Origin of the sequence: Serratia sp. CY31944 (assembly GCF_052169175.1) — a bacterium.
GTDB classification, from domain to species: Bacteria; Pseudomonadota; Gammaproteobacteria; order Enterobacterales; family Enterobacteriaceae; genus Serratia; species Serratia sarumanii.
This window is the reverse complement of sequence record NZ_JBJNLG010000024.1, coordinates 72,498-97,398: the sequence shown is the minus strand read 5'-3', so window position 1 is coordinate 97,398 and position 24,901 is coordinate 72,498. Positions and strand designations below refer to the sequence as shown.

22 protein-coding genes, 1 pseudogene and 1 riboswitch are annotated in these 24,901 nt (G+C 60.8%); of the genes and pseudogenes, 13 read left to right on the top strand and 10 right to left on the bottom strand.

Annotated features, from left to right (window positions below):
- Nucleotides 1-82: pseudogene (locus ACJ8IN_RS21700) on the top strand (IS200/IS605 family transposase); the annotation flags it as partial.
- Nucleotides 83-167: 85 nt separating this feature from the next.
- Here ACJ8IN_RS21700 and rpoD read toward each other — a convergent pair.
- The 3 genes from rpoD to rpsU all read right to left on the bottom strand — a co-directional run bounded on the left by rpoD (nucleotide 168) and on the right by rpsU (nucleotide 4,267).
- Nucleotides 168-2,009, bottom strand: coding sequence for an RNA polymerase sigma factor RpoD (rpoD, locus tag ACJ8IN_RS21695; RefSeq protein WP_033636080.1), 1,842 nt, complete (start codon nucleotides 2,007-2,009; stop codon nucleotides 168-170).
- A gap of 157 nt (nucleotides 2,010-2,166) precedes the next feature.
- Nucleotides 2,167-3,915 (bottom strand): DNA primase, encoded by a 1,749-nt coding sequence (gene dnaG / locus ACJ8IN_RS21690; RefSeq protein ID WP_060424558.1) that lies wholly within the window; start codon nucleotides 3,913-3,915, stop codon nucleotides 2,167-2,169.
- A gap of 136 nt (nucleotides 3,916-4,051) precedes the next feature.
- Nucleotides 4,052-4,267 (bottom strand): 30S ribosomal protein S21, encoded by a 216-nt coding sequence (gene rpsU, locus ACJ8IN_RS21685; RefSeq protein ID WP_001144069.1) that lies wholly within the window; start codon nucleotides 4,265-4,267, stop codon nucleotides 4,052-4,054.
- A 325-nt stretch (nucleotides 4,268-4,592) separates the two neighbouring features.
- Between rpsU and tsaD the strand changes: the two genes are divergently transcribed.
- Entirely contained in the window at nucleotides 4,593-5,606 is a 1,014-nt protein-coding gene (tsaD, locus tag ACJ8IN_RS21680) for a tRNA (adenosine(37)-N6)-threonylcarbamoyltransferase complex transferase subunit TsaD (protein ID WP_033654813.1), read from the top strand.
- Between the two features lie 30 nt (nucleotides 5,607-5,636).
- Here the strand turns inward: tsaD and plsY are convergent, their stop codons facing one another.
- Nucleotides 5,637-6,275, bottom strand: a complete 639-nt coding sequence (plsY, locus tag ACJ8IN_RS21675) for a glycerol-3-phosphate 1-O-acyltransferase PlsY (RefSeq protein WP_033636078.1) — start codon at nucleotides 6,273-6,275, stop codon at nucleotides 5,637-5,639.
- 107 nt (nucleotides 6,276-6,382) lie between these two features.
- Between plsY and folB the strand changes: the two genes are divergently transcribed.
- A complete protein-coding gene (gene folB, locus ACJ8IN_RS21670; protein ID WP_033636077.1) occupies nucleotides 6,383-6,742 on the top strand; it encodes a bifunctional dihydroneopterin aldolase/7,8-dihydroneopterin epimerase in 360 nt (119 codons plus the stop codon).
- 136 nt (nucleotides 6,743-6,878) lie between these two features.
- Nucleotides 6,879-7,703 carry an undecaprenyl-diphosphate phosphatase gene (gene bacA / locus ACJ8IN_RS21665; RefSeq protein ID WP_041036750.1) on the top strand — a complete coding sequence of 275 codons (825 nt, stop codon included), beginning with the start codon at nucleotides 6,879-6,881 and terminating at the stop codon, nucleotides 7,701-7,703.
- Between the two features lie 39 nt (nucleotides 7,704-7,742).
- Here the strand turns inward: bacA and ACJ8IN_RS21660 are convergent, their stop codons facing one another.
- Together ACJ8IN_RS21660 and ACJ8IN_RS21655 are read right to left on the bottom strand one after the other, a co-directional pair.
- Entirely contained in the window at nucleotides 7,743-8,987 is a 1,245-nt protein-coding gene (locus ACJ8IN_RS21660) for a multifunctional CCA addition/repair protein (protein ID WP_033649056.1), read from the bottom strand.
- Nucleotides 8,988-9,109: 122 nt separating this feature from the next.
- Nucleotides 9,110-9,730, bottom strand: a complete 621-nt coding sequence (locus ACJ8IN_RS21655; RefSeq protein WP_019453078.1) for a TIGR04211 family SH3 domain-containing protein — start codon at nucleotides 9,728-9,730, stop codon at nucleotides 9,110-9,112.
- 278 nt (nucleotides 9,731-10,008) lie between these two features.
- Between ACJ8IN_RS21655 and ACJ8IN_RS21650 the strand changes: the two genes are divergently transcribed.
- From ACJ8IN_RS21650 to hldE, 3 genes are all read left to right on the top strand, one after another.
- Complete coding sequence (locus tag ACJ8IN_RS21650) at nucleotides 10,009-11,316, top strand: CYTH domain-containing protein (protein ID WP_060424557.1); 1,308 nt, start codon at nucleotides 10,009-10,011, stop codon at nucleotides 11,314-11,316.
- A gap of 45 nt (nucleotides 11,317-11,361) precedes the next feature.
- Nucleotides 11,362-14,199, top strand: a complete 2,838-nt coding sequence (gene glnE, locus ACJ8IN_RS21645; RefSeq protein ID WP_308326056.1) for a bifunctional [glutamate--ammonia ligase]-adenylyl-L-tyrosine phosphorylase/[glutamate--ammonia-ligase] adenylyltransferase — start codon at nucleotides 11,362-11,364, stop codon at nucleotides 14,197-14,199.
- A 77-nt stretch (nucleotides 14,200-14,276) separates the two neighbouring features.
- The gene (hldE, locus tag ACJ8IN_RS21640; RefSeq protein ID WP_033636072.1) at nucleotides 14,277-15,707 is read left to right on the top strand and encodes a bifunctional D-glycero-beta-D-manno-heptose-7-phosphate kinase/D-glycero-beta-D-manno-heptose 1-phosphate adenylyltransferase HldE; all 1,431 of its coding nucleotides are present in this window, start codon (nucleotides 14,277-14,279) and stop codon (nucleotides 15,705-15,707) included.
- 58 nt (nucleotides 15,708-15,765) lie between these two features.
- Here hldE and ubiK read toward each other — a convergent pair whose 3' ends face one another.
- On the bottom strand, nucleotides 15,766-16,041 hold the full coding sequence (gene ubiK, locus ACJ8IN_RS21635) for a ubiquinone biosynthesis accessory factor UbiK (protein WP_033654817.1): 276 nt from the start codon (nucleotides 16,039-16,041) through the stop codon (nucleotides 15,766-15,768).
- A 147-nt stretch (nucleotides 16,042-16,188) separates the two neighbouring features.
- Nucleotides 16,189-16,349, top strand: a riboswitch (FMN riboswitch).
- Nucleotides 16,350-16,458: 109 nt separating this feature from the next.
- Between ubiK and ribB the strand changes: the two genes are divergently transcribed.
- Complete coding sequence (ribB, locus tag ACJ8IN_RS21630; protein ID WP_033636071.1) at nucleotides 16,459-17,112, top strand: 3,4-dihydroxy-2-butanone-4-phosphate synthase; 654 nt, start codon at nucleotides 16,459-16,461, stop codon at nucleotides 17,110-17,112.
- 53 nt (nucleotides 17,113-17,165) lie between these two features.
- Here the strand turns inward: ribB and ACJ8IN_RS21625 are convergent, their stop codons facing one another.
- Nucleotides 17,166-18,698 carry an alkaline phosphatase gene (locus tag ACJ8IN_RS21625; RefSeq protein ID WP_308326055.1) on the bottom strand — a complete coding sequence of 511 codons (1,533 nt, stop codon included), beginning with the start codon at nucleotides 18,696-18,698 and terminating at the stop codon, nucleotides 17,166-17,168.
- A 322-nt stretch (nucleotides 18,699-19,020) separates the two neighbouring features.
- Here ACJ8IN_RS21625 and ygiD point away from each other — a divergent pair, with 322 nt between their 5' ends.
- Nucleotides 19,021-19,803, top strand: a complete 783-nt coding sequence (gene ygiD, locus ACJ8IN_RS21620; protein WP_161764890.1) for a 4,5-DOPA dioxygenase extradiol — start codon at nucleotides 19,021-19,023, stop codon at nucleotides 19,801-19,803.
- Between the two features lie 47 nt (nucleotides 19,804-19,850).
- Here ygiD and ACJ8IN_RS21615 read toward each other — a convergent pair whose 3' ends face one another.
- Together ACJ8IN_RS21615 and ACJ8IN_RS21610 are read right to left on the bottom strand one after the other, a co-directional pair.
- Nucleotides 19,851-21,011 carry a glutathionylspermidine synthase family protein gene (locus ACJ8IN_RS21615; RefSeq protein ID WP_033649062.1) on the bottom strand — a complete coding sequence of 387 codons (1,161 nt, stop codon included), beginning with the start codon at nucleotides 21,009-21,011 and terminating at the stop codon, nucleotides 19,851-19,853.
- A 3-nt stretch (nucleotides 21,012-21,014) separates the two neighbouring features.
- The gene (locus ACJ8IN_RS21610; RefSeq protein WP_025304315.1) at nucleotides 21,015-21,677 is read right to left on the bottom strand and encodes a DUF1190 family protein; all 663 of its coding nucleotides are present in this window, start codon (nucleotides 21,675-21,677) and stop codon (nucleotides 21,015-21,017) included.
- A 68-nt stretch (nucleotides 21,678-21,745) separates the two neighbouring features.
- On the opposite strand from ACJ8IN_RS21610, the gene ACJ8IN_RS21605 reads away from it, so the two are divergent.
- The 4 genes from ACJ8IN_RS21605 to dhaL all read left to right on the top strand — a co-directional run bounded on the left by ACJ8IN_RS21605 (nucleotide 21,746) and on the right by dhaL (nucleotide 24,895).
- Complete coding sequence (locus ACJ8IN_RS21605; protein ID WP_268257843.1) at nucleotides 21,746-21,877, top strand: hypothetical protein; 132 nt, start codon at nucleotides 21,746-21,748, stop codon at nucleotides 21,875-21,877.
- A gap of 153 nt (nucleotides 21,878-22,030) precedes the next feature.
- Nucleotides 22,031-23,131, top strand: coding sequence for a glycerol dehydrogenase (locus ACJ8IN_RS21600; protein ID WP_047570470.1), 1,101 nt, complete (start codon nucleotides 22,031-22,033; stop codon nucleotides 23,129-23,131).
- A gap of 51 nt (nucleotides 23,132-23,182) precedes the next feature.
- Nucleotides 23,183-24,253 carry a dihydroxyacetone kinase subunit DhaK gene (gene dhaK, locus ACJ8IN_RS21595; protein WP_047570472.1) on the top strand — a complete coding sequence of 357 codons (1,071 nt, stop codon included), beginning with the start codon at nucleotides 23,183-23,185 and terminating at the stop codon, nucleotides 24,251-24,253.
- Nucleotides 24,254-24,262: 9 nt separating this feature from the next.
- A complete protein-coding gene (gene dhaL, locus ACJ8IN_RS21590) occupies nucleotides 24,263-24,895 on the top strand; it encodes a dihydroxyacetone kinase subunit DhaL (protein ID WP_308326054.1) in 633 nt (210 codons plus the stop codon).
- The last annotated feature ends 6 nt before the right edge of the window (nucleotides 24,896-24,901 follow it).

Here is a 24,901-nt window from a genome sequence, read left to right as displayed (position 1 = left end):
AGAAATTATCAGGCGATACGTGAAGCATCAGGATAAGAAGGACCAAGAGATCGAACAGCAGATGGAGCTGTTGCAGGATTAACTCGAAAATGGCCCCCTTTTAGGGGGCGTCGTGTAAAGCCACCTCCTCAGGAGGTGGTCTTTTACTTTTGCTGCGGCAGCCGGACTTAGTCGTCCAGGAAGCTGCGCAGCACTTCGGAGCGGCTTGGGTGACGCAGCTTGCGCAGCGCCTTGGCTTCGATCTGACGGATACGCTCACGGGTAACGTCAAACTGCTTGCCTACCTCTTCCAGCGTGTGGTCGGTGTTCATGTCGATACCGAAACGCATGCGCAGCACTTTCGCTTCGCGCGCGGTCAGGCCGGCCAGCACGTCGTGGGTGGCGGAACGCAGGCTTTCCGAGGTCGCGGAGTCCAGCGGCAGCTCGAGGGTGGTATCCTCGATGAAGTCGCCCAGATGCGAATCTTCGTCGTCGCCGATCGGCGTCTCCATCGAGATTGGCTCTTTGGCGATCTTCAGCACCTTGCGGATCTTGTCTTCCGGCATCAGCATGCGCTCGGCCAGCTCTTCCGGCGTCGGCTCGCGGCCCATCTCTTGCAGCATCTGGCGCGAAATACGGTTGAGCTTGTTGATGGTCTCAATCATATGCACCGGAATACGGATGGTGCGCGCCTGGTCGGCGATGGAGCGGGTGATAGCCTGACGGATCCACCAGGTGGCGTACGTCGAGAACTTGTAGCCGCGGCGGTATTCGAACTTGTCTACCGCTTTCATCAGGCCGATGTTGCCTTCCTGAATCAGATCCAGGAACTGCAGGCCGCGGTTGGTGTATTTCTTGGCGATAGAAATAACCAGACGCAGGTTGGCCTCAACCATTTCTTTCTTCGCGCGGCGCGCTTTCGCTTCACCGATCGACATGCGACGGTTGATGTCTTTGACCTGCTCAATGGTCAGGCCGGTTTCTTCTTCGATCTGGCGCAGTTTCTGCAGGCTGCGCTGCACGTCTTCAGCCACGTCTTTCAGCTTTTCCGACCATGGCTTGGCCATCGCCAGCGCGGCTTCGAACCAGGAATCGCTGGTTTCGTTGCCGGCGAACAGGGTGACGAAGTTTTTCTTCGGCATTTTGCACTGTTCAACGCACAGCTTCATGATGATGCGTTCCTGGGTGCGAACGCGATCCATCATGGTGCGCATGCTGTTGACCAGGAAGTCGAACTGTTTCGGCACCAGGCGGAACTGCTTGAACACTTCGGACAGCTTCAGGATCTCGTCCGCGGCGCTGGCGTGGCTGCGGCCGTTCTTCTTGATCACCAAGCGCGTCGCTTCATACTGATCGCGCAGTTCGGCGAACTTCTGACGCGCCAGCTCAGGATCGATGCTGTTGTCGTCTTCGGTGTCGTCCTCTTCGGCATCCTCATCTTCTTCGTCGTCGTCTTGCTCTTCGCTCGACAGTTCGGAACCGATGTGGGTGGCGGTTGGGGCGATGTCCTCTTCCGCGTTAGGATCGACGAAGCCGGTGATCAGGTCGGACAGGCGCGCTTCGCCCGCTTCGACGCGATCGTACTGTTCAAGCAGGTAGGTAATGGCTTCCGGGTATTCGGCAACCGAGCACTGCACCTGGTTGATGCCGTCTTCGATGCGCTTGGCGATGTCGATTTCGCCTTCGCGCGTCAGCAGTTCGACGGTACCCATTTCGCGCATGTACATGCGCACCGGGTCGGTGGTGCGGCCGATTTCGGATTCCACGCTGGACAGAACCTGTGCGGCGGCTTCTTCCGCATCTTCGTCCGTGCTGTTCGAGTTTTCGGCGAGCAGCAGGTCATCGGCGTCCGGTGCTTCTTCCATCACCTGGATGCCCATGTCGTTAATCATCTGGATGATGTCTTCGATCTGATCGGAGTCGACGATATCTTCCGGCAGATGGTCATTGACCTCAGCATAGGTCAGATAGCCTTGCTCCTTACCACGGGTGACAAGTAGCTTCAGCTGTGACTGCGGGTTTTGCTCCATAAGACGGTATCCACACTTCAGAGTATTTAGGTTGGTGTCGGTCGGCGAAACCGCCAACAATAGCATTTGGGGCGTTTTCGTTATCGCCGCGGCCCACTATGGCGGCACTGTGCAGGGCTCTGCCCTCGCAATTATCGGCACTTAAGCCGTTTGGTATTCAGTTTTTCTTCGCTAAAACCTGGTTGAGGGAACGGACTTCTTCACGTTCCTCCGGGCTCAGGCCACGCGTTCTGGCCTGGGCGATCAGCGTTTCCAGCCGTTGCTCGAGCACCGAGTCGTACAGGCTGGCCAACGTATCCAAAAAGGTCTGCTCGACCATATCCTCAACGATCATATGGTTCCAGGTCGCCAAGGTTTCAAGCTGCTGGCTGAATTTGTTGTCGCGATACAACTCCAGCAATTGCCCGGTCGTCAGGCCCGGCTGCGCCAAACAGGTCTGCACCAGTTCGACGAACAGCGGCAATCCCGCCTGTTTGGTCTGCTCCAGCCCTTCAAGCGAAGGGATAAGTGTAGCCAACTGCGGATTTTGCACCAGTAACCCTATCAGTATACGCATGGTTGTGCGTTTTAGCTGGGGCGCCTGATAAGGATTCGCATTTTCCGCCTGCTTGGGCATCAGCTTGTCGAGCTGGCTGTCGTCCAGCAGCCCCAGCTTGTTGCCGAGCTCCTGGCGCAGGTACAAGCGCAACGTTTCGCCCGGCACCTGAGTAATCAGCGGCAGCGCCAGCGTGCTCAGCTTGGCGCGCCCGTCCGGGCTGCTCAGATCCACCTGCGGCAGCAGGCTTTCGAACAGGAAAGTGGACAGCGGCTGCGCCTGCTCCATTCGCTGTTCGAAGGCTTCTTTGCCTTCCTTGCGCACCAGGGTGTCCGGGTCTTCGCCGTCAGGCAAAAACATGAACCGCAGCTGGCGCCCGTCGTTCAGGTATGGCAACGCGGTTTCCAACGCCCGCCATGCCGCTTCGCGGCCGGCGCGGTCGCCGTCGTAACAGCAGACGACGTTGTCGGTGGCGCGGAACAGCAGCTGAATGTGTTCAGCCGTCGTCGAGGTTCCGAGCGAGGCGACGGCATAATCGATGCCGAATTGCGCCAACGCCACCACGTCCATATACCCTTCCACCACCAGCAGCCGCTGCAGGGTAGGGTGGTTCTGCTGTGCTTCATACAGGCCGTAAAGCTGGCGGCCCTTATGGAAAACTTCGGTTTCCGGCGAGTTCAGGTACTTCGGCATGCCATCGCCCAATACGCGGCCGCCGAAGGCGATCACGCGCCCGCGTTTGTCGCGGATGGGGAACATCACCCGTTCGCGGAAACGGTCGTACGAACGCCCCTGATCGTTAGTCACCAGCATGCCGGCATCGTTCAATGCGCGGCGCGAGTCGGCGTCGCGGCCGAAACGCTTCAGGGCGTTGTCCCATCCCGCCGGCGCGAAGCCGATGGCGAAATGGCGAATAACGTCGTCACTTAATCCGCGCTGCTGCAAATAGCTGCACGCCGGTGCCCCGGAGGACTGCTGCAGTGACTGTTGATAGAACGCGCTGAGCTGCTCCATCAGTTGGTACAGGCTCTGGCGCTGATGGCGTTCGATCTGGGTTGGCCCGGTGCCCGCTTCGTAAGGCACTTCCAGCCCGTGCATGGTCGCCAGCTCTTCGATGGTTTCGACAAACTCAAGCCGGTCGTAATTCATCAAAAAGTCGACGGCGTTGCCGTGCGCACCACACCCAAAACAGTGATAAAACTGCTTTTCGCCATTAACGGTAAAGGAAGGCGTCTTTTCGTGGTGGAACGGACAGCACGCGTGGTAGTTCTTGCCTTGCTTCTTGAGCTTCACGCGGGCGTCGATCAGATCGACGATGTCGGTGCGAGCCAGCAAGTCATTGATAAATACGCGCGGAATTCGTCCAGCCATAAGCCCTTACTTCATTAGCCTATAAACGAGAACAAGCCGCGCATTCCTTTCGGAAAGCACGGCCTTCGTATGCAACTACTCGGTCTGCGCGATTTTGAAAATCAGAAATTCACGCGGTGGGGTTGCCCCCGAAGAATTAATACAGACGAGTGCGGCGTGCGTTTTCGCGAGCCAGTTTCTTCGCGTGACGTTTCACAGCAGAAGCTTTAGCGCGTTTACGTTCGGTAGTTGGTTTTTCATAAAACTCACGACGACGAACTTCAGCTAAAACACCCGCTTTTTCGCAAGAGCGTTTGAAACGACGCAGAGCAACGTCAAATGGCTCGTTTTCACGTACTTTAATTACCGGCATGTGCCTCTCACCTCAATAAAATTCGGTTTGCTGCTGGCCAAGCGCCAGCCTTTTCAAAATGGTGCGGAATTTTACTCCAATGGATGCTGCTTTGTAAAGCACCACAGCAAATTGAAACCCGCGTCGCTCTGCCGCAACGTGCGCAATTTTGCACCGGGCGCTGATTATAGACTAATCAGAAAAAAATGCTCGTGTTTAATCGCCTGGGCATTTTCTGCATGAATCATCGACATAGGTGCGAGCCGGTGACAAGATGCGCCGCGCCGGCGGTAAATGCGGCGGAATGTGGTAGACTGGCGGCCGCACGTGAATGATGGGAAATGTAATGCGAGTACTGGGTATAGAAACGTCCTGCGATGAAACCGGAATTGCAGTGTATGACGATCAAACCGGTTTGTTGGCCAACCAATTATACAGCCAGGTGAAGCTGCACGCCGACTACGGCGGCGTGGTGCCGGAACTGGCCTCCCGCGATCACGTGCGCAAAACCGTGCCGCTGATTCAGGCGGCGCTGAAAGAGGCCAACCTGACCCCGGCCGACATCGACGGCGTGGCCTACACCGCCGGGCCGGGCCTGGTGGGGGCGCTGCTGGTCGGCGCGACCGTCGGGCGCGCGCTGGCGTTCGCCTGGAACGTGCCGGCGGTGCCGGTGCACCATATGGAAGGCCATCTGCTGGCACCGATGCTGGAAGACAATCCGCCGGCATTCCCGTTCGTCGCGCTGCTGGTCTCCGGCGGCCACACCCAGCTGATCAGCGTCACCGGCATCGGTGAGTATGAGCTGCTGGGCGAGTCGATCGACGACGCGGCCGGCGAAGCGTTCGACAAGACCGCCAAGCTGCTCGGGCTGGATTATCCCGGCGGGCCGATGCTGTCGAAGATGGCGCAGCAGGGCACGGCGGGGCGCTTCACCTTCCCGCGGCCGATGACCGATCGTCCGGGTCTGGACTTCAGCTTCTCCGGGCTGAAAACCTTCGCCGCCAACACCATTCGCTCCAACGGCAACGACGATCAGACGCGTGCCGACATCGCCCGCGCCTTCGAGGATGCGGTGGTGGATACGCTGGCGATCAAATGCAAACGCGCGCTGGAGCAGACCGGCTTCAAGCGCCTGGTGATGGCCGGCGGCGTAAGCGCCAACCGCACGCTGCGCGCCAAACTGGCGGAGATGATGCATAAACGCGGTGGGGAAGTGTTCTATGCCCGCCCGGAATTTTGCACCGACAACGGCGCGATGATCGCCTATGCCGGCATGGTGCGCCTGAAGAGCGGCGCCAACCCGGAGCTGAGCGTTTCGGTGCGGCCGCGCTGGCCGCTGGCGGAATTGCCTGCGGTATAAAACAAAGGGCCGGACTATCCGGCCCTTCTGCTATTCGTCTTTCGGCTGGTCGCCGTTATCCGCGTCGTTTTTCTTCTTGCGCAGCTTGCCCCAAATCTTGCCTTCCTGGCCGCGCCACAGGCGCTGAATATTGTCGTGATGCCGCATCAGGATCAGGCAGGAGAGCATCGCTACCGGGAAGGTGAACTGCGGTTTGAACCACCAGACGTAGAACGGGGCGATCAGCGCGCTGACGATGGCGCCGAGCGAAGAGTAACCGCTGAGCAGCACCGTCAACAGCCAGGTACCGGTCATCAGGCCGGTCAGATCCCAGCCGATAGGCGCGATGGCGCCAAATGCCGTCGCCACGCCTTTACCGCCACGGAAGTGGAAGAACACCGGATAGATGTGCCCCAGACAGGCGGCGATCGCCGTCAGGCCGAGGTACAGCGGCGGCACATCGAGTTTGTAGGCCAGCCATACCGGCAGCATCCCTTTCAGAATATCGAACACCAGCACCGCCGCCGCCGCCAGCCGGCCGCCGATGCGCAGGACGTTGGTCGCCCCGGGGTTTCCTGAGCCATGTTCACGCGGATCCGGCAGCCTGGCGATCCGGCAAACCAGGATCGCACTGGAAATCGAGCCGCACAGATACGCGAAGATAATCATGCCAAGCGCGGTAGCACTCATAACGCGGTTCCGTTTAATAATGGTCGTTTTACTCGCAACATCCATGGATAATACGCACATTCCGCTGGAAGTGGTATCCGGCAAGGCCAAAAACAGAGAATGACGTGATGGATATCGTATTTATTGAAGAGCTTACCGTAATTACCACCATTGGCGTTTATGAGTGGGAACAGGGCATTCGTCAGAAGCTGGTGTTCGATATCGAAATGGGCTGGGATAACCGGCCGGCCGCCGCCAGCGACGACGTAACTGACTGTCTGAGCTATGCCGACGTCAGCGACGCCGTGATCCGGCACGTTGAATCGAACCGGTTCGCGCTGGTGGAACGCGTGGCGGAGGAAATATCCGAAATTTTGCTTCAGCGCTTCAATTCCCCGTGGGTCCGTATTAAGGTCAGCAAACCGGGCGCTGTAGCACATGCCAATCGGGTCGGCGTGATCATTGAGCGCGGCACTCGTCCCGCATGATTTTATGTCATCTGCTTGCAACGAAAGACCGTTAAGCTGGTCTTAATCCTGAGAATTGTTTTAGCGGCATTGTCTTTAAGCACTGCCGCTTTTTTATGTTTATGTTAGTCGCAAATTTATGGGGTGAGCGAAGCACATGACGGACATGCATTCACTGTTTATTGCGTTTGTTCTTGGGGTTGTCGAGGGATTAACCGAATTTCTGCCGGTGTCTTCCACCGGGCATATGATCATCGTTGGCGAGTGGCTGGGCTTTACCGGCGACAAAGCCAAGACCTTTGAAGTCATCATCCAACTGGGGTCGATCCTGGCGGTGGTAGTGATGTTCTGGCGCCGGTTGTTCGGCCTGATCGGCATCCATTTCGGCGGCAAGCCGGTGGAGCACGAGGGCAAAACCCACGGCCGGCTGAAGCTGGGGCACATCCTGTTGGCGATGATCCCGGCGGTGGTGCTGGGGTTGATATTCCACGATGTCATTAAATCGCTGTTCGCGCCGAAAAACGTGATGTACGCGTTGGTGGTCGGCGGCCTGCTGTTGTTAACGGCGGAATGGCTGAAGCCGAAGAAACCGCGTGCGGAAGGGCTGGATGACATCACCTACCGGCAGGCGTTTTTGATCGGTTGCTTCCAGTGCCTGGCGCTGTGGCCGGGCTTCTCCCGTTCGGGTTCCACTATCGCCGGCGGTATGCTGGTGGGCGTGAACCGCTATGCGGCGTCCGAGTTCTCCTTCATTTTGGCGGTGCCAATGATGATAGGCGCCAGCGGTCTGGATCTGTATAAGAGCCTGCACTTCCTGACCTGGGGCGACCTGCCGATGTTCGCCGTCGGTTTCGTTACTGCCTTCGTAGTGGCGCTGATTGCGATCAAAACCTTCCTGTCGCTGATCAAACGCATCTCGTTCGTGCCGTTCGCCATCTACCGCTTTATCGTGGCGGCCGTGGTTTACATGGTATTCCTGTAAGCCCGATGCCAGGAAAAAACCCCGCTCTGCGGGGTTTTTTTATGCCTGATCGTTGAGGATGGTTTGATTGAGCTTCCAGTCGGCCAGCGCCTGCTGGCGACGGCGTTTGAGCTCGTCGCGGATCGCGGTGCCCTGCAGCCCGCTGGCTACCACTTCTTTAATAGATACCGCGTTCGCCACCTGATACGCCTGGCGCAGATAGTCGCCCTGCGGATAAGGATTCTCCTCAAAGCCGGTGCGGCCGCGCGCATCCGCTTCGCTGGTCAGGATCATCTGCTCCAGCCGTTGCGGTTTGCGCCAGACGTCGATGGCGTCGAACAGCTTCAACAGGGTCTCCGGACGCAGCTTGTTCACGGTGTGGATCAAATCATGGTACTCGGCCACCAGCTTGCTCAAATCCCGTACCGGGTTGGGCACCCGCAGCCGCTGGCACAGCGCTTCGACCAGCCGCACGCCCGCCGGGCCGTGGCCGTGGTGATGCGGCCAGAACTCTTTCGGCGTCAATCCTTTGCCGAGATCGTGGCACAGGGTGGCGAAGCGCACGTCCACCTCCGGCGTGAGGCGGGCGGCAATCGCCAACGCCATCAGCGTGTGTACGCCGGTGTCGATCTCCGGGTGCCACTTGGCGGGAGCCGGCACGCCGAACAGCGCATCGATTTCCGGGAACAGCACCGCCAGCGCACCGCAATCGCGCAGCACCTGAAAATACACCTGCGGGCTCTGGCTTTGCAGCGCCTTTTCGGTTTCCTTCCAGACGCGTTCGGCGGTCAGCGCGGCCAGTTCACCGCTGTGCGCCATCTGGCGCATCAGGGCGAGCGTTTCGTCGGCGATGCGAAAACCCAGATGGGCGAAGCGGGCATTGAATCGCGCCACGCGCAATACGCGCAGCGGATCTTCGCCGAACGCGTCGGAAACGTGGCGCAGCACGCGCGCCTGCAGATCGGCCACGCCGCCGTAAGGATCAATCAGCTCTCCTTCGGCGGAGCGGGCGATGGCGTTGATGGTCAGATCGCGCCGCAGCAGATCTTCTTCCAGCGTCACGTCCGGCGCGGCATAGCAGGTAAAACCGGTGTACCCCTGGCCGGATTTGCGCTCGGTGCGCGCCAGCGCGTACTCCTCGTGGGAGTCGGGGTTGAGGAACACCGGAAAATCTTTACCGACCTGCTGGTAGCCCAACGCCAGCAGCTCTGCCGGCGTGGCGCCCACCACCACCCAATCATGATCGACCACCGGAATATTGAGCAGGCTGTCGCGAACGGCGCCGCCGACCAGATAAATCTGCACTGTTGACTCCTGAATATCGTGTAAGGCTCTGTCTATCAGATTACATGAATTGGCCGCGGGATGTCGGCGCCAATGAAAAGGGCGCCCGCAGGCGCCCATACTCAAACTGAACGATACTGAGATCAGTTCATCCAGCGGTTGTTGTTCTTGCGGCGCGGGATCAGGTGCGGCAACAGCAGGCCCAGCAGCAAACCGACGCCGGCGACGCCGCCGCCGTACATGAACCACTGCAGGATAATGGTGCGCTGCTTGTCGTCGAGCTGCAGGTTAACGGCGTTGACCTTCTTCTGCGCGACCACCAGCTGGTTTTTCAGATCCTGGTTTTCCTTCTGCAGGCTGCTGATGGTGCTGTCGCTGCCCGCGACTTTTTCCTGCATTTCCGAGGTACGCTGGTTCCAGGTGTTGTCGATGTTGGCCAGCTTGTCGGTCAGGGTTTTCACCTGCTGTTCCAGTTCGGGCACGCGGGTGCGCAGGCTTGGTGTCTGGCTGAGCTGGTCGAGCGGGATCCAGGTGGTGCGGCCTTTCGGATCGCGGATCTGGCCGTAGTTGGTGCTGTCGTTGACGCTCAGCAGGGTCACTTCTTCACCGGCGTTGAGAGTGCCGACAATACGGTACTGATTACCTGGGCCGCTATGGACGTAAGTGCTTAACTCATCGGAGATATAGCGTTTATCTTCGGCATGTGCGGCCCAAGTGATGCTGAAGCTCAGCGCGGCAAGGCAAATCAGGCGTAATTTCTGCATTAGTTCATCGTTTCTGGGTGAATTTATGGAACGATAGTAGAGGGTTCAGTCTGACGACGCAACGCCAAAACCGGAATGAGAACTATCTTACTGTGGCTGATTCTGTGAGTTGCGCAGTGTTTTATAACGTAACAGGTTTTTTCTACAGTTAGCAGGGTTAAGGCGCCGGGAATCGCGGTAAGATAACGGCAACTGTGCGTCAGTGGGCAGCATACGGTGGGCCGAACGCGCCGCGCTGAAACCGACGTGAATGCATAACTTATTGGTGTTAAAGAATTATGACCGTTGAAATTGAACTGAAATTCATCGCCGCGCCGCAAGCGGTGGCCGCTCTGCCACACTGGCTCGCCGCCTGGCCGCATCAGCATTCCGCGCCGCAAAAACTGACCAACATTTACTTCGAAACGGCCGACAACTTCCTGCGCCGTCACGACATGGGGCTGCGCATTCGCGGTTTCGACGATCGCTATGAGATGACCATCAAAACCGCCGGTAAAGTGGTGGGCGGCCTGCACCAGCGCCCGGAATACAATGTCGCTATCGCCGAGCCGCAGCTGGCGCTGGCGCAGTTTCCTGCCGACATTTGGCCGCAGGATTGCGATATCGCAGCGTTGCAGCAGGCGTTGCAACCGCTGTTCCGTACCGATTTCGTGCGTGAGAAGTGGGTGGTTACTTACGGCCAAAGCGAGATAGAGATTGGCCTGGATCAGGGCGAGGTGCGCGCCGGTGATCTCAGCGAAGCCTTGAGCGAGATCGAGCTGGAGCTGCTGAAAGGCAATACCGCCGATCTGCTGGCGTTGGCCGGTGAGCTGGCGGCGTACGACGGGCTGCGTCAGGGCAGCCTGAGCAAGGCGGCGCGCGGTTACCACCTGGCGCAGGGCAATCCGCCGCGCGAGGTGCGCCCGCTGCAGGTGCTGAAGCCGGCGGCGAAGGCGACCGTCGAACAGGGGATGATCGCCGCCTTCGAGCTGGCGCTGAGCCACTGGCAGTACCATGAAGAGCTATGGCTGCGCGGCGACGCGCAGGCGCGCGCTTCGGTGATTGAGGCGGTCGGCACGATCCGCCAGGCGCTGGTGATCTTCGGCGGCCTGGTGCCGCGCAAGGCCAGCGCCGATCTGCGCGCCCGCCTGACCGAGCTCGAGCCGCTGTTGGCGGACAAATCCGCGCAACCAGAGAGCCTGTGCTACAGCGCGGCCTACCTGCAATGTAAGTTAGCGCTCACATCATGGCTGGTGAGCGGCGCCTGGCGGCCGTTTATCGACGCCAAAGGGCAGGCCAAGCTGGACGGTTCTTTCAAACGCTTCAGCGACATCATGCTGGGGCGCAGCGGCGCGGAGTTGAAAGAGGCCTTCAGCCGTACGCTGAACGAAGATGAATATCAGGAACAATTGCCGCGCCTGACGCGTCAGATTTCGGCGCTGGTCCTGCTGTCGGGCGCTTACCCCGACGAGCAGACCGGGCCTTACATCGAGGCCTGGCGCGAACTGCAGGCGGCGCTGAGCGAGCGCCGCCAGGGCTGGTATGAAGCCAGCCGCAAACAGGCCTTATCGCATGCGCCATTCTGGTTAAACGGCGCGCTTCGTTAATCAAGCCGGCCCGCCAGCCGTGGGCCGCAGAACGGGTCATACACTATGTCGCCATTTTCAGCCGCGTTACAGGCTCAGGCACAGCAGGTTGTGCAGCGTTTTCAGGAAGTTCACGGTGCGGACAGCGCCTTTAGCGAGCAGGAGCAGTGGGTGCTGGCGTCGAGCGACTTCGTCAGCGACGCACTGCTCGCCCAGCCGGCCTGGCTGGCGACGCTGCGCGAACAGCCGCCGGCGCCCGGCGAGTGGCAACACTATGCCGCCTGGCTGCAGGACGAGCTGGAAGAGGTGCGCGATGAGGCGCAGCTGATGCGCACGCTGCGTCTGTTTCGCCGTGAAACGCTGGTGCGCATTGCCTGGGCGCAGGCGCAGGGGCTGTGTTCGACCGAAGAAACGCTGCTGCAGCTGAGCGGGCTGGCAGAGACGCTGATCGTCAGCGCGCGCGACTGGCTGTACCAAACCTGCTGCCGCGAGTGGGGCACGCCGTGCAACGCCGCCGGTGAGCCGCAGCCGCTGCTGATCCTCGGCATGGGCAAGCTGGGCGGCGGCGAGCTGAATTTCTCGTCGGATATCGATCTGATCTTCGCTTATCCGGAAAACGGCCAGACCCAGGGCGGGCGGCGCGAGCTGGACAATGCCCAGTTCTTCACCCGCCTGGGCCAGCGGCTGATCAAGGCGCTGGATCAGCAGACCATCGACGGCTTCGTCTATCGCGTCGACATGCGGCTGCGGCCGTTCGGCGACAGCGGCCCATTGGTGATGAGCTTCGCGGCGCTGGAAGACTACTATCAGGAACAGGGGCGCGACTGGGAGCGCTATGCGATGGTGAAGGCGCGCCTGATGGGAGGGGCGGAAGACGCCTACAGCCAGGAGCTGCGCAAAACGCTGCGGCCGTTCGTGTTCCGTCGCTATATCGATTTCAGCGTCATCCAGTCTTTGCGCAACATGAAGGGCATGATCGCCCGTGAAGTGCGGCGGCGCGGCCTGAAGGACAACATCAAGCTGGGCGCCGGCGGCATTCGCGAAATCGAATTCATCACCCAGGTATTCCAGCTGATCCGCGGCGGCCGCGAGCCGGCGCTGCAGGGGCGTTCGCTGCTGCCGACGCTGCAGGCGGTGGGGGAGCTGGGGCTGCTGGAGGCCGAGCAGGTGCGGGCGCTGAGCGCCGCCTACCTGTTCCTGCGGCGGCTGGAGAATCTGCTGCAGGCGATCGGCGATCAGCAAACCCAGACGCTGCCGCAGGATGCGCTCGACCAGGCGCGGCTGGCCTACGGCATGGGGCTGGCGGATTGGCCGGCGCTGATGGCGACGCTGGAGGTGCACATGCAGGCGGTGCGGGCGGTGTTCGACGATCTGATCGGCGACGATAGCCCGGATGTCGGCGAAGATCCCGACTACCAGCACTATCACAGCCTGTGGCAGGACGCGCTGGAGGAAAATGAGCTGGCGCCGCTGACGCCGCACCTGGACGAAGAGGGGCGCCGACAGATGCTGCGCACCATCGCCGATTTCCGCCATGACGTCGACAAGCGCACCATCGGCCCGCGCGGCCGCGACGTGCTCGATCAGCTGATGCCGCGCCTGCTGGCAGAGGTGTGCCCGCGCCAGGACGCGCCGACCGCGCTGGTGCGGCTGGCGCAGCTGCTGCTCAGCATCGTCACCCGCACCACTTACCTCGAGCTGCTGGTGGAGTACCACGCGGCGCTCAGCCATCTGATCCGTCTGTGCGCCGCTTCGCCGATGGTTGCCAACCAACTGTCGCGCTACCCGCTGTTGCTGGACGAACTGCTGGATCCGGCCACGCTGTATCAGCCGGTGGCGCTGGACGCCTACCGCAGCGAGCTGCGCCAGTACCTGCTGCGGGTGCCGGAAGACGACGAAGAGCAAAAGCTGGAGGCGCTGCGCCAGTTCAAACAGGCGCAGCAGCTGCGCATCGCCGCAGCGGATATCGCCGGCGCGCTGCCGGTGATGAAAGTGAGCGACCACCTGACTTATCTGGCGGAGGCGATCATCGACGCGGTGGTGCAACAGGCCTGGAGCGACATGGTGGCGCGCTACGGCCAGCCGACCCATCTGCAGGAGCGCGAAGGGCGCGGCTTTGCGGTGATCGGCTACGGCAAGCTGGGCGGCTGGGAGCTGGGTTACAGTTCCGATCTCGATCTGGTGTTCCTGCTGGATTGCCCGCCGGAGGTGATGACCGACGGCGATCGCTGCATCGACGGCCGCCAGTTCTACCTGCGGCTGGCGCAGCGGGTGATGCATCTGTTCAGCACCCGCACTTCCTCCGGCATTCTGTATGAGGTGGACGCGCGTCTGCGGCCTTCCGGCGCCGCGGGGATGCTGGTCAGCACCGTCGAGGCGTTCGCCGATTACCAGCAAAACGAAGCCTGGACCTGGGAGCATCAGGCTCTGGTGCGCGCGCGCATCGTGCATGGCGACCCGGCGCTGCACCAGCAGTTCGACGCGATTCGGCGCGAAATCCTGTGCAAAACGCGTGATGCGGAGACCCTGAAGCGCGAAGTGCGCGAGATGCGCGAAAAGATGCGCAACCATCTCGGCAACAAGCAGCGCGATCTGTTTGATATCAAAACCGATGAGGGCGGCATTACCGACATCGAATTTATCGCCCAATATCTGGTCTTACGCTATGCGCCGGGTGAACCGCGGCTGACGCGTTGGTCGGACAACGTGCGCATCTTCGAGCTGATGGCCAATTACGACATCATGCCGGAAGAGGAAGCGCGCGCGCTGACCCAGGCCTATGTCACCATGCGCGACGAGATCCACCATCTGGCGCTGCAGGAGCATTCCGGCAAGGTCGGCAGCGAGCTGTTCACCGCCGAGCGCGAGCAGGTGCGCGCCAGCTGGGCCAAATGGCTGGATTAATACCTTTTTGCGGGTATTCCGGCGGTCTGTGGTAATATCTGCGCCACTAAAATTTTGTTCTTTTTTGGAGTTATCGGATGAAAGTTACGCTGCCTGATTTTCGCCGCGCCGGTGTGCTGGTGGTCGGTGACGTCATGTTGGATCGCTATTGGTATGGGCCGACCAGCCGCATCTCACCGGAAGCCCCGGTGCCGGTGGTCAAGGTCGACACCATCGAAGAGCGTCCCGGCGGCGCGGCTAACGTGGCCATGAACATCGCTTCGCTGGGCGCCAATTCCCGCCTGGTGGGCCTGACCGGCATCGACGATGCGGCGCGGGCGCTGAGCGCCAAGCTGAATGAAGTCAACGTGCGCTGTGACTTCGTCTCGGTGCCGACCCATCCGACCATCACCAAGCTGCGCGTGCTGTCGCGCAACCAGCAGCTGATCCGTCTCGACTTCGAAGAAGGCTTCTCCAACGTCGATCCGCAGCCGATGCTGGAGCGCATTCAGCAGGCGCTGCCGCAGATCGGCGCGCTGGTGCTGTCCGATTACGCCAAGGGCGCGCTCAGCCAGGTGCAGGGCATGATCCAACTGGCGCGCGCCGCCAAGGTGCCGGTGCTGATCGATCCGAAAGGCTCTGACTTCGAGCGCTATCGCGGCGCGACGCTGCTGACGCCGAACCTGTCCGAGTTCGAAGCGGTGGTGGGCCACTGCAAGGATGAGGCGGAACTGGTGGCGCGCGGCATGAAGCTGGTGGCGGATTTCGAGCTGTCGGCGCTGTTGGTCACCCGTTCCGAACACGGCATGACGCTGCTGCAGCCTGGCGTTGAGCCGCTGCACCTGCCGACCCAGGCGCAGGAAGTGTTCGATGTGACCGGCGCCGGCGACACCGTGATCGGCGTCTTGGCCGCTTCGCTGGCCGCCGGCAATTCGCTGGAAGAGTCCTGCTTCCTGGCCAACGCCGCCGCCGGCGTGGTGGTGGGTAAGCTCGGTACCTCTACCGTGTCGCCAATCGAGCTGGAGAACGCGGTGCGCGGCCGGGCCGAAACCGGCTTTGGCGTGATGACCGAAGCGCAGTTGAAAACCGCTGTTGCTCAGGCGCGTCAGCGCGGCGAGAAAGTGGTGATGACCAACGGCATTTTCGACATTCTGCACGCCGGCCACGTCTCCTATCTGGCCAACGCCCGCAAGCTGGGCGACCGCCTGATCGTGGCGGTGAACAGCGACGCCTCGACCAAACGCCTGAAAGGGGAAAAACGCCCGGTCAACGCGCTGGAGAATCGCATGATCGTGCTGGGCGCGCTGGAAGCGGTGGATTGGGTGGTGCCTTTCGAAGAGGACACGCCGCAGCGCTTGATCGCCGACATCTTGCCGGATCTGCTGGTGAAGGGCGGCGATTACAAACCGGAAGAGATTGCCGGCAGTGCGGAAGTGTGGGCCAACGGCGGCGATGTCAAAGTGTTGAACTTTGAAGACGGGCTGTCGACCACCAACATCATCAAAGCGATCAAAGACGGGCGCGGCTAACGCCGGGCGACCGAAAGAACAAGGGCGCGCGGTTCAGGTGCGCGCCCTTGGCGGGAATTTATTCGTCTTCCTGCTTGGCTGCCGGTGCCGCGCTCAGCTTGCTTTCCAGCTCGGCCAGGCGCTGTTCCAACAGCGCCAGCTTTTCGCGGGTGCGCAACAGCACCTGAGTTTGCACGTCGAACTCTTCGCGGTTAACCAAATCCAGGCGGGTCAGCTGCGACTGCAGCACCTGACGGATTTTTTTCTCAACGTCTTCCCCGAATTCACGAACGCCTTTAGGCATGGACTCATGAACCTGGCGTGCGATTTGTTCGATTTTTTTCGGGTCAATCATGGCGTATCCCTTTCAGAGTTTAATTGCTGCCGCTTAGTGTAATGCGAGTTGCCCGCCGGATAAACACCATTAAGCGCATTCGCCGCGCGTGGCCGAATTGTGCTTTTGCCAATTGCCCTGTCTACCCATTAGCGTTATAGTCATCCTGCTTATTCTCAGGGCGGGGTGAAAGTCCCCACCGGCGGTAAATCACCTTCTACGGTGAAAGCCCGCGAGCGCTCAGCCAGCCTGTAAAGGCCGGTTAGAGGTCAGCAGATCCGGTGCAATTCCGGGGCCGACGGTTATAGTCCGGATGGGAGAGAGTAACGGTATCTGCCGGGCTTGCGCCCGCTTGCGTTATTTTTTTAGCTATTGTTAGCTACTCCTCAAGATCGCCCTGGTTCTGGTAATCCATAATTTTTAATGAGGTTTTTTACCATGAATCAGACGCTACTTTCAGACTTCGGCACGCCGACAGAACGCGTTGAACGCGCGATTGACGCACTGCGCAACGGGCGCGGCGTAATGGTGCTCGATGATGAAAACCGTGAAAACGAAGGTGACATGATCTTCGCCGCGGAAACCATGACCGTTGAGCAGATGGCGCTGACCATTCGCCACGGCAGCGGTATCGTGTGCCTGTGCATCACCGAAGAACGCCGTCAGCAGCTTGAGCTGCCGATGATGGTGACCAACAACTCCAGCCAGTTCCAGACCGCCTTCACCGTGACCATCGAAGCGGCGCAGGGCGTGACCACCGGGGTTTCCGCTTCCGATCGCCTGACCACCATCCGTGCGGCGGTGGCAGACAGCGCCAAGCCGAGCGACCTGAACCGTCCGGGCCACGTGTTCCCGCTGCGCGCGCAGCCGGGCGGCGTGCTGAGCCGTCGCGGCCACACCGAAGCGACCATCGATCTGGTTTCCATGGCCGGTTTCAAACCTGCCGGCGTGCTGTGTGAACTGACCAACGACGATGGCAGCATGGCGCACGCGCCGGAAGTGATCGCCTTCGCCAAACAGCACGACATGGTGGTGCTGACCATCGAGGATCTGGTGGCCTACCGCCAGGCGCACGAGAAAAAGGCCAGCTGATAGCCGGTCGCTTTCAACGATAAAAAAAGCCGCGTAACGCGGCTTTTTTGTGGCTATCGTTCTGACAGGCGTTCGCCGATGCGGCTGGCGTAATTCATCACGTGGAAGGTGTAGTTCTCTTCCACCGTACCCTGGAACAGATGGGCCCAGGGGCCGATGGCGTAGATGCCGAGATCTTCCCCGCCGTGGGTCTCGCTTTTCAGCGGCACCAGCGCCGGCTGAATAAAGTCGGGCGCGGTGGCCTGTTCCATGGTCAATGTCGGGCGTTCGGTCAGCGGGATCGTGCCGCCGGGGCCATTGGCGAAGCCGACGGTGGTGTAAGGCTTGCCGTCGCTGCCCAGCCGCGGTTTGCCGTCGACGCCGACGGAAATGCCGAGGATAGGATTACCCCGCTTGGCATAGCCGGCGATGGTCAACGTGTGGCTGTGATCGCCGGTCACGATCACCAGGGTTTCGTCCAGATTGACCTTGTCGACGATGGTTTTCACCGCCTCGTTCAGGGCGACCGCGTCGCTCAGCGTGCGGTAGGCGTTACCGTTGTGGCTACCGTGATCGATGCGTCCGCCCTCCACCAACAGCAGGTAGCCTTCGGGATTCCTGGCCAGAATATCGATGGCCTTGCCGGTCATTTCCGCCAGCGAAGGCTCTCCCGCCGCGTCTTGCCGCCGATCGTGCTCGAAGTTCATGTGCGACGGCTCGAACAGGGCCAGCAGATGATCGACCTTACCCGGTTCGATTTTGTCGAACTGCGCCTGATTCCAGACGTATTGCCCGCGCTCGCCATAGCGTTGCAGCCAGGCCTGCGTCAGATCGCGGCCATCCTTTCTGGCGCCTTTCTTGCCGGGGTGTTCCGGATCGCTCACGCTATCGGGCAGGAAGTTGGCGCGCCCGCCGCCCATCGCCACGTTAAGGCCGTTGCCGTACTTCATTTCCACCAGCTGGCGCGCGATATCGCGGCAGCCTGCGGCCAGAGCCGCTGCCGGCATTTTGGCGTCGGATTCCCAATCGCGGTTGGCGATATGGGCATAGGTCGCGCCCGGCGTGGCGTGGGTGATGGTGGCGGTCGTCACGGCGCCGGTGGCCATGCCGAGCGTTGCGGCCATCTCCCACAGCGTGGTGACGGTCTTGGTTTGCTGATCCTCACAATTGTTGAGGGTGGCCGTATGGTTGAGGCCCATCAGATCGTTGATGGTTTTGACGCCGGTGGTCATCGCCACCGCGCTGGGCGCGGAGTCGGTGATTTGGGCGTCGGCGGAGTAGGTTTTGGCCGCCGCCAGATAGGGGAAGGCCTCCCAGGCCAGCACGTTGGATTCGCCGTCCACGCCGCGCTGCTGCCCTTCAAAAATGCGGGCGGCGGTCACGGTGGAAAACCCCATGCCGTCGCCGACCACCAGAATGACGTTTTTGGCGCGGTTGGTGTTTGGCGTCTGTTTCAGCCGCTGTTGCAGCTGAGCTTGCGCCTGAAGGAAGTAAGGATCTTCGCGCTGCGTCAGCAGCCCGTTGTCCGCCGCGCCGGCGGGGGACGTCCAGCCGGTGAGCAAGGATATGGAAAGCGCCAGGCGGGTTGCCAGTGTGAGTCTGAACATGAATTCCTCCTTGGTGAGACGTAATTCCCATCGCGCGGCGGGGTTGCCTGCTCCCGTCGGCAGAGGAGGAGTGTATAGATTGCGTTAACAAAAAATACATAAATTATTCACAAATTAGATCTGTGTGGCAGTAATGTCATGGCATTCACTGATCTTATTAATCTATTGAAATATATTAATTTTTTATCTTTCTGTCTGCCGGTGCATTCCTCCGCTTTTAATTCAAATTTATTGAATATCTTCATCACGGTTATCCGGCTGTGTTGGCGCGGCAAAGCGCGTAATGTAGCGGCATAGCACAATTTGAACTAAGGATCTCCCTATGAACACCTCTCGTATGCCGGCACTGTTTCTTGGCCACGGTAGCCCGATGAACGTGCTGGAAGACAACCGCTACACCCGAGCATGGCGTGCGTTGGGTGAGTCATTGCCGCGCCCGAAGGCGATCGTGGCGGTTTCCGCGCACTGGTATACCCGCGGCACTGCGGTCACCGCGATGGAAAAACCCAAAACCATTCACGACTTCGGCGGGTTCCCGCAGGCGCTGTTTGATACCCGTTATCCGGCGCCAGGTTCTCCCGCGCTGGCTGCGCAGTTGCAGCGCATGCTGGCGCCTGTGCCGGTGACGGCCGATCTCGGTGAGTGGGGGTTGGATCACGGAACCTGGGGCGTGTTGATCAAGATGTACCCCAATGCTGACATCCCGGTGGTGCAGCTCAGCGTCGACGGCACGCAGCCGGCGGCCTATCACTATGAGCTGGGGCGCAAACTGGCGGCGCTGCGCGATGAGGGGGTGATGATCGTCGCCAGCGGCAACGTGGTGCACAACCTGCGCATGGTGAAATGGCAGGGCGATACCAGCGCCTACCCGTGGGCGGAATCGTTCAATAACTTTGTCCGGGATAACCTGCGTTATCGGGGCGATAACCATCCGCTGGTGGATTTCATGCGCCATGAGGGGGCAGCGCTGTCGAATCCGACGCCGGAACACTATCTGCCGTTGCTGTACGTGCTTGGCGGTTGGGATGGCAAAGAGGCCATTAGCGTGCCGATCGACGGTATCGAAATGGGAGCGCTGAGCATGCTGTCGGTGCAGGTGGGCTAAAGAAAAACGCCAGTCAGAGACTGGCGTTTTTGTCTTCGGCGGGGCGATCAGCCGAGGATGGTGTGCGGATAGAAGCGCGACAGATCCTGCGTGATCAGTTCGCGATCTTCGCGCAGGCCGATACCGCAAGGCTGATCGTTCACCAGCCAGCTGCCGATCAACGTGTAGCTGTCTTCAAACTTCGGCAGCGGGTGGAACTGCTGCACGATCATGCCTTCTTCACCATAAGGTCCGTCCACACGCGCCACTTCCTGACCGTTTTCGACGATCTGGATATTGGCGCCTTCGCGTGAGAACAGCGGCTTGGTGACGTAATGATCCATCGGCGGATGATCGTCTTGCGCGAAATAAGCCGGCAACAGATTCGGGTGGTTCGGGAACATTTCCCACAGCAGCGGCAGCAGCGCTTTGTTGGAGATGATGCTCTTCCAGGCCGGCTCCAGCCAGCGCACGCCGGCGTCTTCCAGCTTGGTGGAGAACATCTCGCGCAGCATGAATTCCCACGGGTAGAGCTTGAACAGGTTGCCAATCACCTGATCCTGCAGATCGGTAAACTGGCCTTTCTCGCCGAGGCCAATCTCTTCCATGAACAGGAACTCGGTCGGCAGACCGGCTTCCTGCGCGCAGTCCTGCAGATATTGCACCGTGCCGCGATCTTCTTCGCTGTCCTGGCAGCACGCCAGGTGCAACAGGCCGAAGCCATGATGCGCTTTCAGTTCGGCGAAACGCTCGATCAGCTTCTCCTGCAGGCTGTTGTACTGATCCGATTCCGGATCCAACTTGCCGGCGTTGATCTGGTCTTCCAGCCACAGCCACTGGAAGAAGGCCGCCTCATACAGCGAGGTTGGCGTATCGGCGTTGTTCTCCAGCAGCTTCGGCGGGTTAACGCCGTCGTAGGCCAGATCGAGACGCGAATACAGCGACGGCTGATTGGTGCGCCACGAACTGCGCACGAACTCCCAAGTGTGTTTCGGGATGCAGAACTTGGCCATCAGCTCGTCGCTGCCGACCACTTTTTCCACCACCTGCAGACACATCTGGTGCAGCTCGGCGGTGGCGCTTTCGATCTCTTCAATCTGCGCCAGCGTGAACTGGTAATAGGCGTCTTCACACCAGTACGGCTCGCCGTACATGGTGTGGAAACGGAAACCGAACTCGGTCGCTTTTTCACGCCAGTCCGGGCGCTCGGTAATAGCAATACGTTTCATGCATCAACCGCCCATGCTGCGAGAGCCGGAGTTGGAGGTGGCGCTGCTGCGCTGCATGCTGGTCTGCTTGGCTACGGTCTCGCCGAAGCCGCCGCGGGTCACGGTGTTGGTGACCGCAGGCTTCGGCGCCATGGCGGTTTTCGGTACCGTCATGGTGCGGCCGCCGGCGGTGGCCGGGCCGTAGCTCTTGCCGCTGGCGTCGACAAACTTGCCGTTCGCCGGGCTGGCGGCGTTCTTGGAGGTGAACAGCGGCTGCTGCGCGAAGCCGGAACCGCCCATCAGGCGGCCCATCATGTAGCCCGCCATCAGCGGCATCCAGAAGCTGCCGCTGCTTTGCGATTCCGCCGCCATGCCGGCCTGTGCCGGCGCCTGGGTGCACTGCGCTTCGCCGAACTCGGCGACGCAGTCTTCGCGGGTGGCGTATTTCGGCGCGGTTTTCGCCGCTTCTTGCAGGGCGTTGTTGTAGGAGGTGGTGCACTGCTCGCTCATCGAAGGATTGGCGCGCGAACAGTCATCGGCATTCTGATACAGGGAGACCGTTTCATCGCTCTTCTCGCAGCCGGCCAGCATAAAGACGGCGCTGATCGCCAAGGCCACGGGCGCGACACGGTAGCTGCGCCAGGATTTGCGGAACGTCTCTTGGTTGATGTTTTTTGTCCGTTTCATCGTTATCAATCCCATCATGCGGGCTGTTTTCGCCCTTTCCCAGTAGTGGCGCTAAGGATAGGGGAAACATGGTCAAAATTAAAGCTGAAACGCCCGCAGAATCGACTCTTTACGCAGTTATACGTTGGGGTGTGCGCCAGTTCGCTTTCGCGGCGAAAAAACGCGCGCTGGCGTTTCATCATGAAACGTTTTCGCTATGATGATGTTCCATAATGGAACAAAAATCGCGAGGCTCGCCAGGCGGGCTGCGGGCGCTCATAGTCGAAGCACAACAACAAGCCGGCGGCGAAGTCGGCGCGTCATCACCTGATATCTGAACGTTACCATCGCCAACTCCCTACAAGGATCCGGTTATGTTGAGAATCATCCAGTCACCAGGCAAATACATTCAGGGCGCCAATGCGCTGGCCGCCGTCGGCGAACACGCCAAATCCCTCGCCGATCACTATCTGGTGATCGCCGACGACTTCGTGATGCAGCTGGCGGGCGACACCCTAATGGGCAGCCTGCAGCAGCACGGCGTGAAACATCATGCGGCCCGCTTCAACGGCGAATGCTGCCGCAAGGAGATAGACCGGCTCGGCCATGAGCTCCAGGCTCACGGCTGCCGCGGCGTGATCGGCGTCGGCGGCGGCAAGACGCTCGACACCGCCAAGGCCGTGGCGCACTACCAACAGCTGCCGGTGGTGCTCATTCCCACCATCGCCTCCACCGATGCGCCGACCAGCGCGCTGTCGGTTCTCTACACCGAACAGGGCGAATTCGCCGAGTACCTGATTTACCCGCGCAACCCGGACATGGTGGTGATGGACAGCGCCATCATCGCCAAGGCGCCGGTGCGCCTGCTGGTGGCCGGCATGGGCGACGCGCTTTCCACCTATTTCGAGGCGCAGGCCTGCTTCGACGCCCAGGCCACCAGCATGGCCGGCGGCAAATCGACGCTGGCGGCGCTCAGCCTGGCGCGGCTGTGCTACGACACGCTGCTGGCGGAAGGGGTGAAAGCCAAACTGGCGGTCGAGGCCGGCGTGGTGACGGAAGCGGTGGAACGCATCATTGAGGCCAATACCTATCTGAGCGGCATCGGCTTCGAGAGCAGTGGGCTGGCGGCGGCGCACGCCATTCACAACGGTTTTACCGTGCTGGAGGAGTGCCACCACCTGTATCACGGCGAGAAAGTGGCGTTCGGCACCCTGGCGCAGCTGGTGCTGCAGAACAGCCCGATGGCGCAGATTGAAACCGTGCTGGCGTTTTGTCATGGCATCGGCCTGCCGATCACGCTGGCGCAGATGGGCGTCACCGGCGATGCGGCGGCGAAGATGATGGCGGTGGCCGAAGCCAGCTGCGCCGCCGGCGAAACCATTCACAACATGCCGTTCAAGGTTACTCCCGCGGGCGTGCAGGCGGCGATCCTGACGGCGGATCGGCTGGGCGCCGCCTGGCTGCAGCATCATTGATATCGTTGGGGCGCGGTGCGCCGCGCCCCTGTTCTTACAGAGGAAACCATTGTGAAAAAACTGATTAATCAGGTCGAGTCGGTGTTGGAAGAGCAGTTGCAGGGGCTGGCGGAGGCCCATCCCGAGCTGCTGGTGCACGCGGATCCGCTGTTCGTGACCCGCGCCGACGCGCCGGTGGCGGGCAAGGTGGCGATCCTGTCCGGCGGCGGTAGCGGCCACGAGCCGATGCACTGCGGTTTCGTCGGCGAAGGGATGCTCGACGGCGCCTGCCCGGGCGAGATTTTCACCTCGCCGACGCCGGATAAAATGTACGAGTGCGGCCAGGCGATCGACGGCGGCGCCGGGGTGCTGATGCTGATCAAGAACTACACCGGCGACGTGCTCAACTTCGAAACCGCCACCGAGCTGCTGCACGACAGCGGCGTCGCGGTGGCGACGGTGCTGGTGGATGACGACGTGGCGGTCAAAGACAGCCTGTTTACCGCCGGGCGGCGCGGGGTGGCGAACACCGTGCTGATGGAGAAACTGCTGGGCGCCGCCGCGGCGCGCGGCGACGATCTGGACAGCGTGGTGACGTTAGGGCATCGCATCAATAACCACGGGCATTCGATCGGCATCGCGCTGGGGGCTTGCACCGTGCCGGCCGCCGGCAAGCCGTCGTTCACCCTGGCGGAGAACGAAATGGAGTTCGGCGTCGGCATTCACGGCGAGCCGGGCATTGCGCGCCGCTCGTTCACCACGCTCAACGCGGCGGTGGACGACATGTTTCATACGCTGATCGACCACGGCCACTATCAGCGCACGATCCGCGTCTGGGATCGTCAGCAGGGCGAGTGGCGCGACGAGATGCAGACCAAGCAGCCGCTGACGCGCGGCGATCGGGCGATCGCGCTGGTCAACAACCTGGGCGCCACGCCGCTGTCTGAGCTGTACGGCGTATACCATCGGCTGGCGGAGCGCTGCGCCGAGGCGGGCATCATCATTGAGCGCAATCTGGTGGGCTCTTACTGCACTTCGCTCGATATGCAGGGCGTGTCCATCACGCTGTTGAACGTGGACGACGAGCTGTTGTCCTTGTGGGATGCGCCGGTGAAAACGCCTGCGCTGCGTTGGGGTTGCTGAGGAGGAATCATGGCGTTGACCAAACAACAGGTTGTCGATTGGCTGATGCGTTGCGGCGAGGTGTTCAGCCGGGAGCGCGATTTTCTGACTCGGCTGGATACCGAGATCGGCGATGCCGACCACGGTTTGAACATGAATCGCGGTTTCAACAAGGTGGTGGAAAAGCTGCCGTCGGTGGCGGACAAGGACATAGGCTTCATCCTGAAAAACACCGGCATGACGCTGCTGTCGAGCGTGGGCGGCGCCAGCGGTCCGCTGTTCGGCACCTTCTTCATCCGCGCGGCGCAGGCGGCGAACGCCAAGCAAAGCCTGGATCTGGCGGAGCTGCATCAAATGATGCAAGAGGGGGTTGAAGGCGTGGTGATGCGCGGTAAGGCGGAGCCGGGCGACAAGACCATGTGCGACGTCTGGTGGCCGGTAGTGGAAAGCCTCGGGCAGTCCGCACAGCAGAACCTGAGCGTGGCGGAGGCGCTGCAGCGCGCCGCCGACAGCGCCGAGCGGGCGGTGGAGAGCACCATTACCATGCAGGCGCGCAAGGGGCGGGCCAGTTACCTGGGCGAGCGCAGCATCGGCCACCAGGATCCCGGCGCCACTTCGGTGATGTTGATGATGAAAACGCTGGCCGAGGTCGTCGGCAGCTAGCAGGAG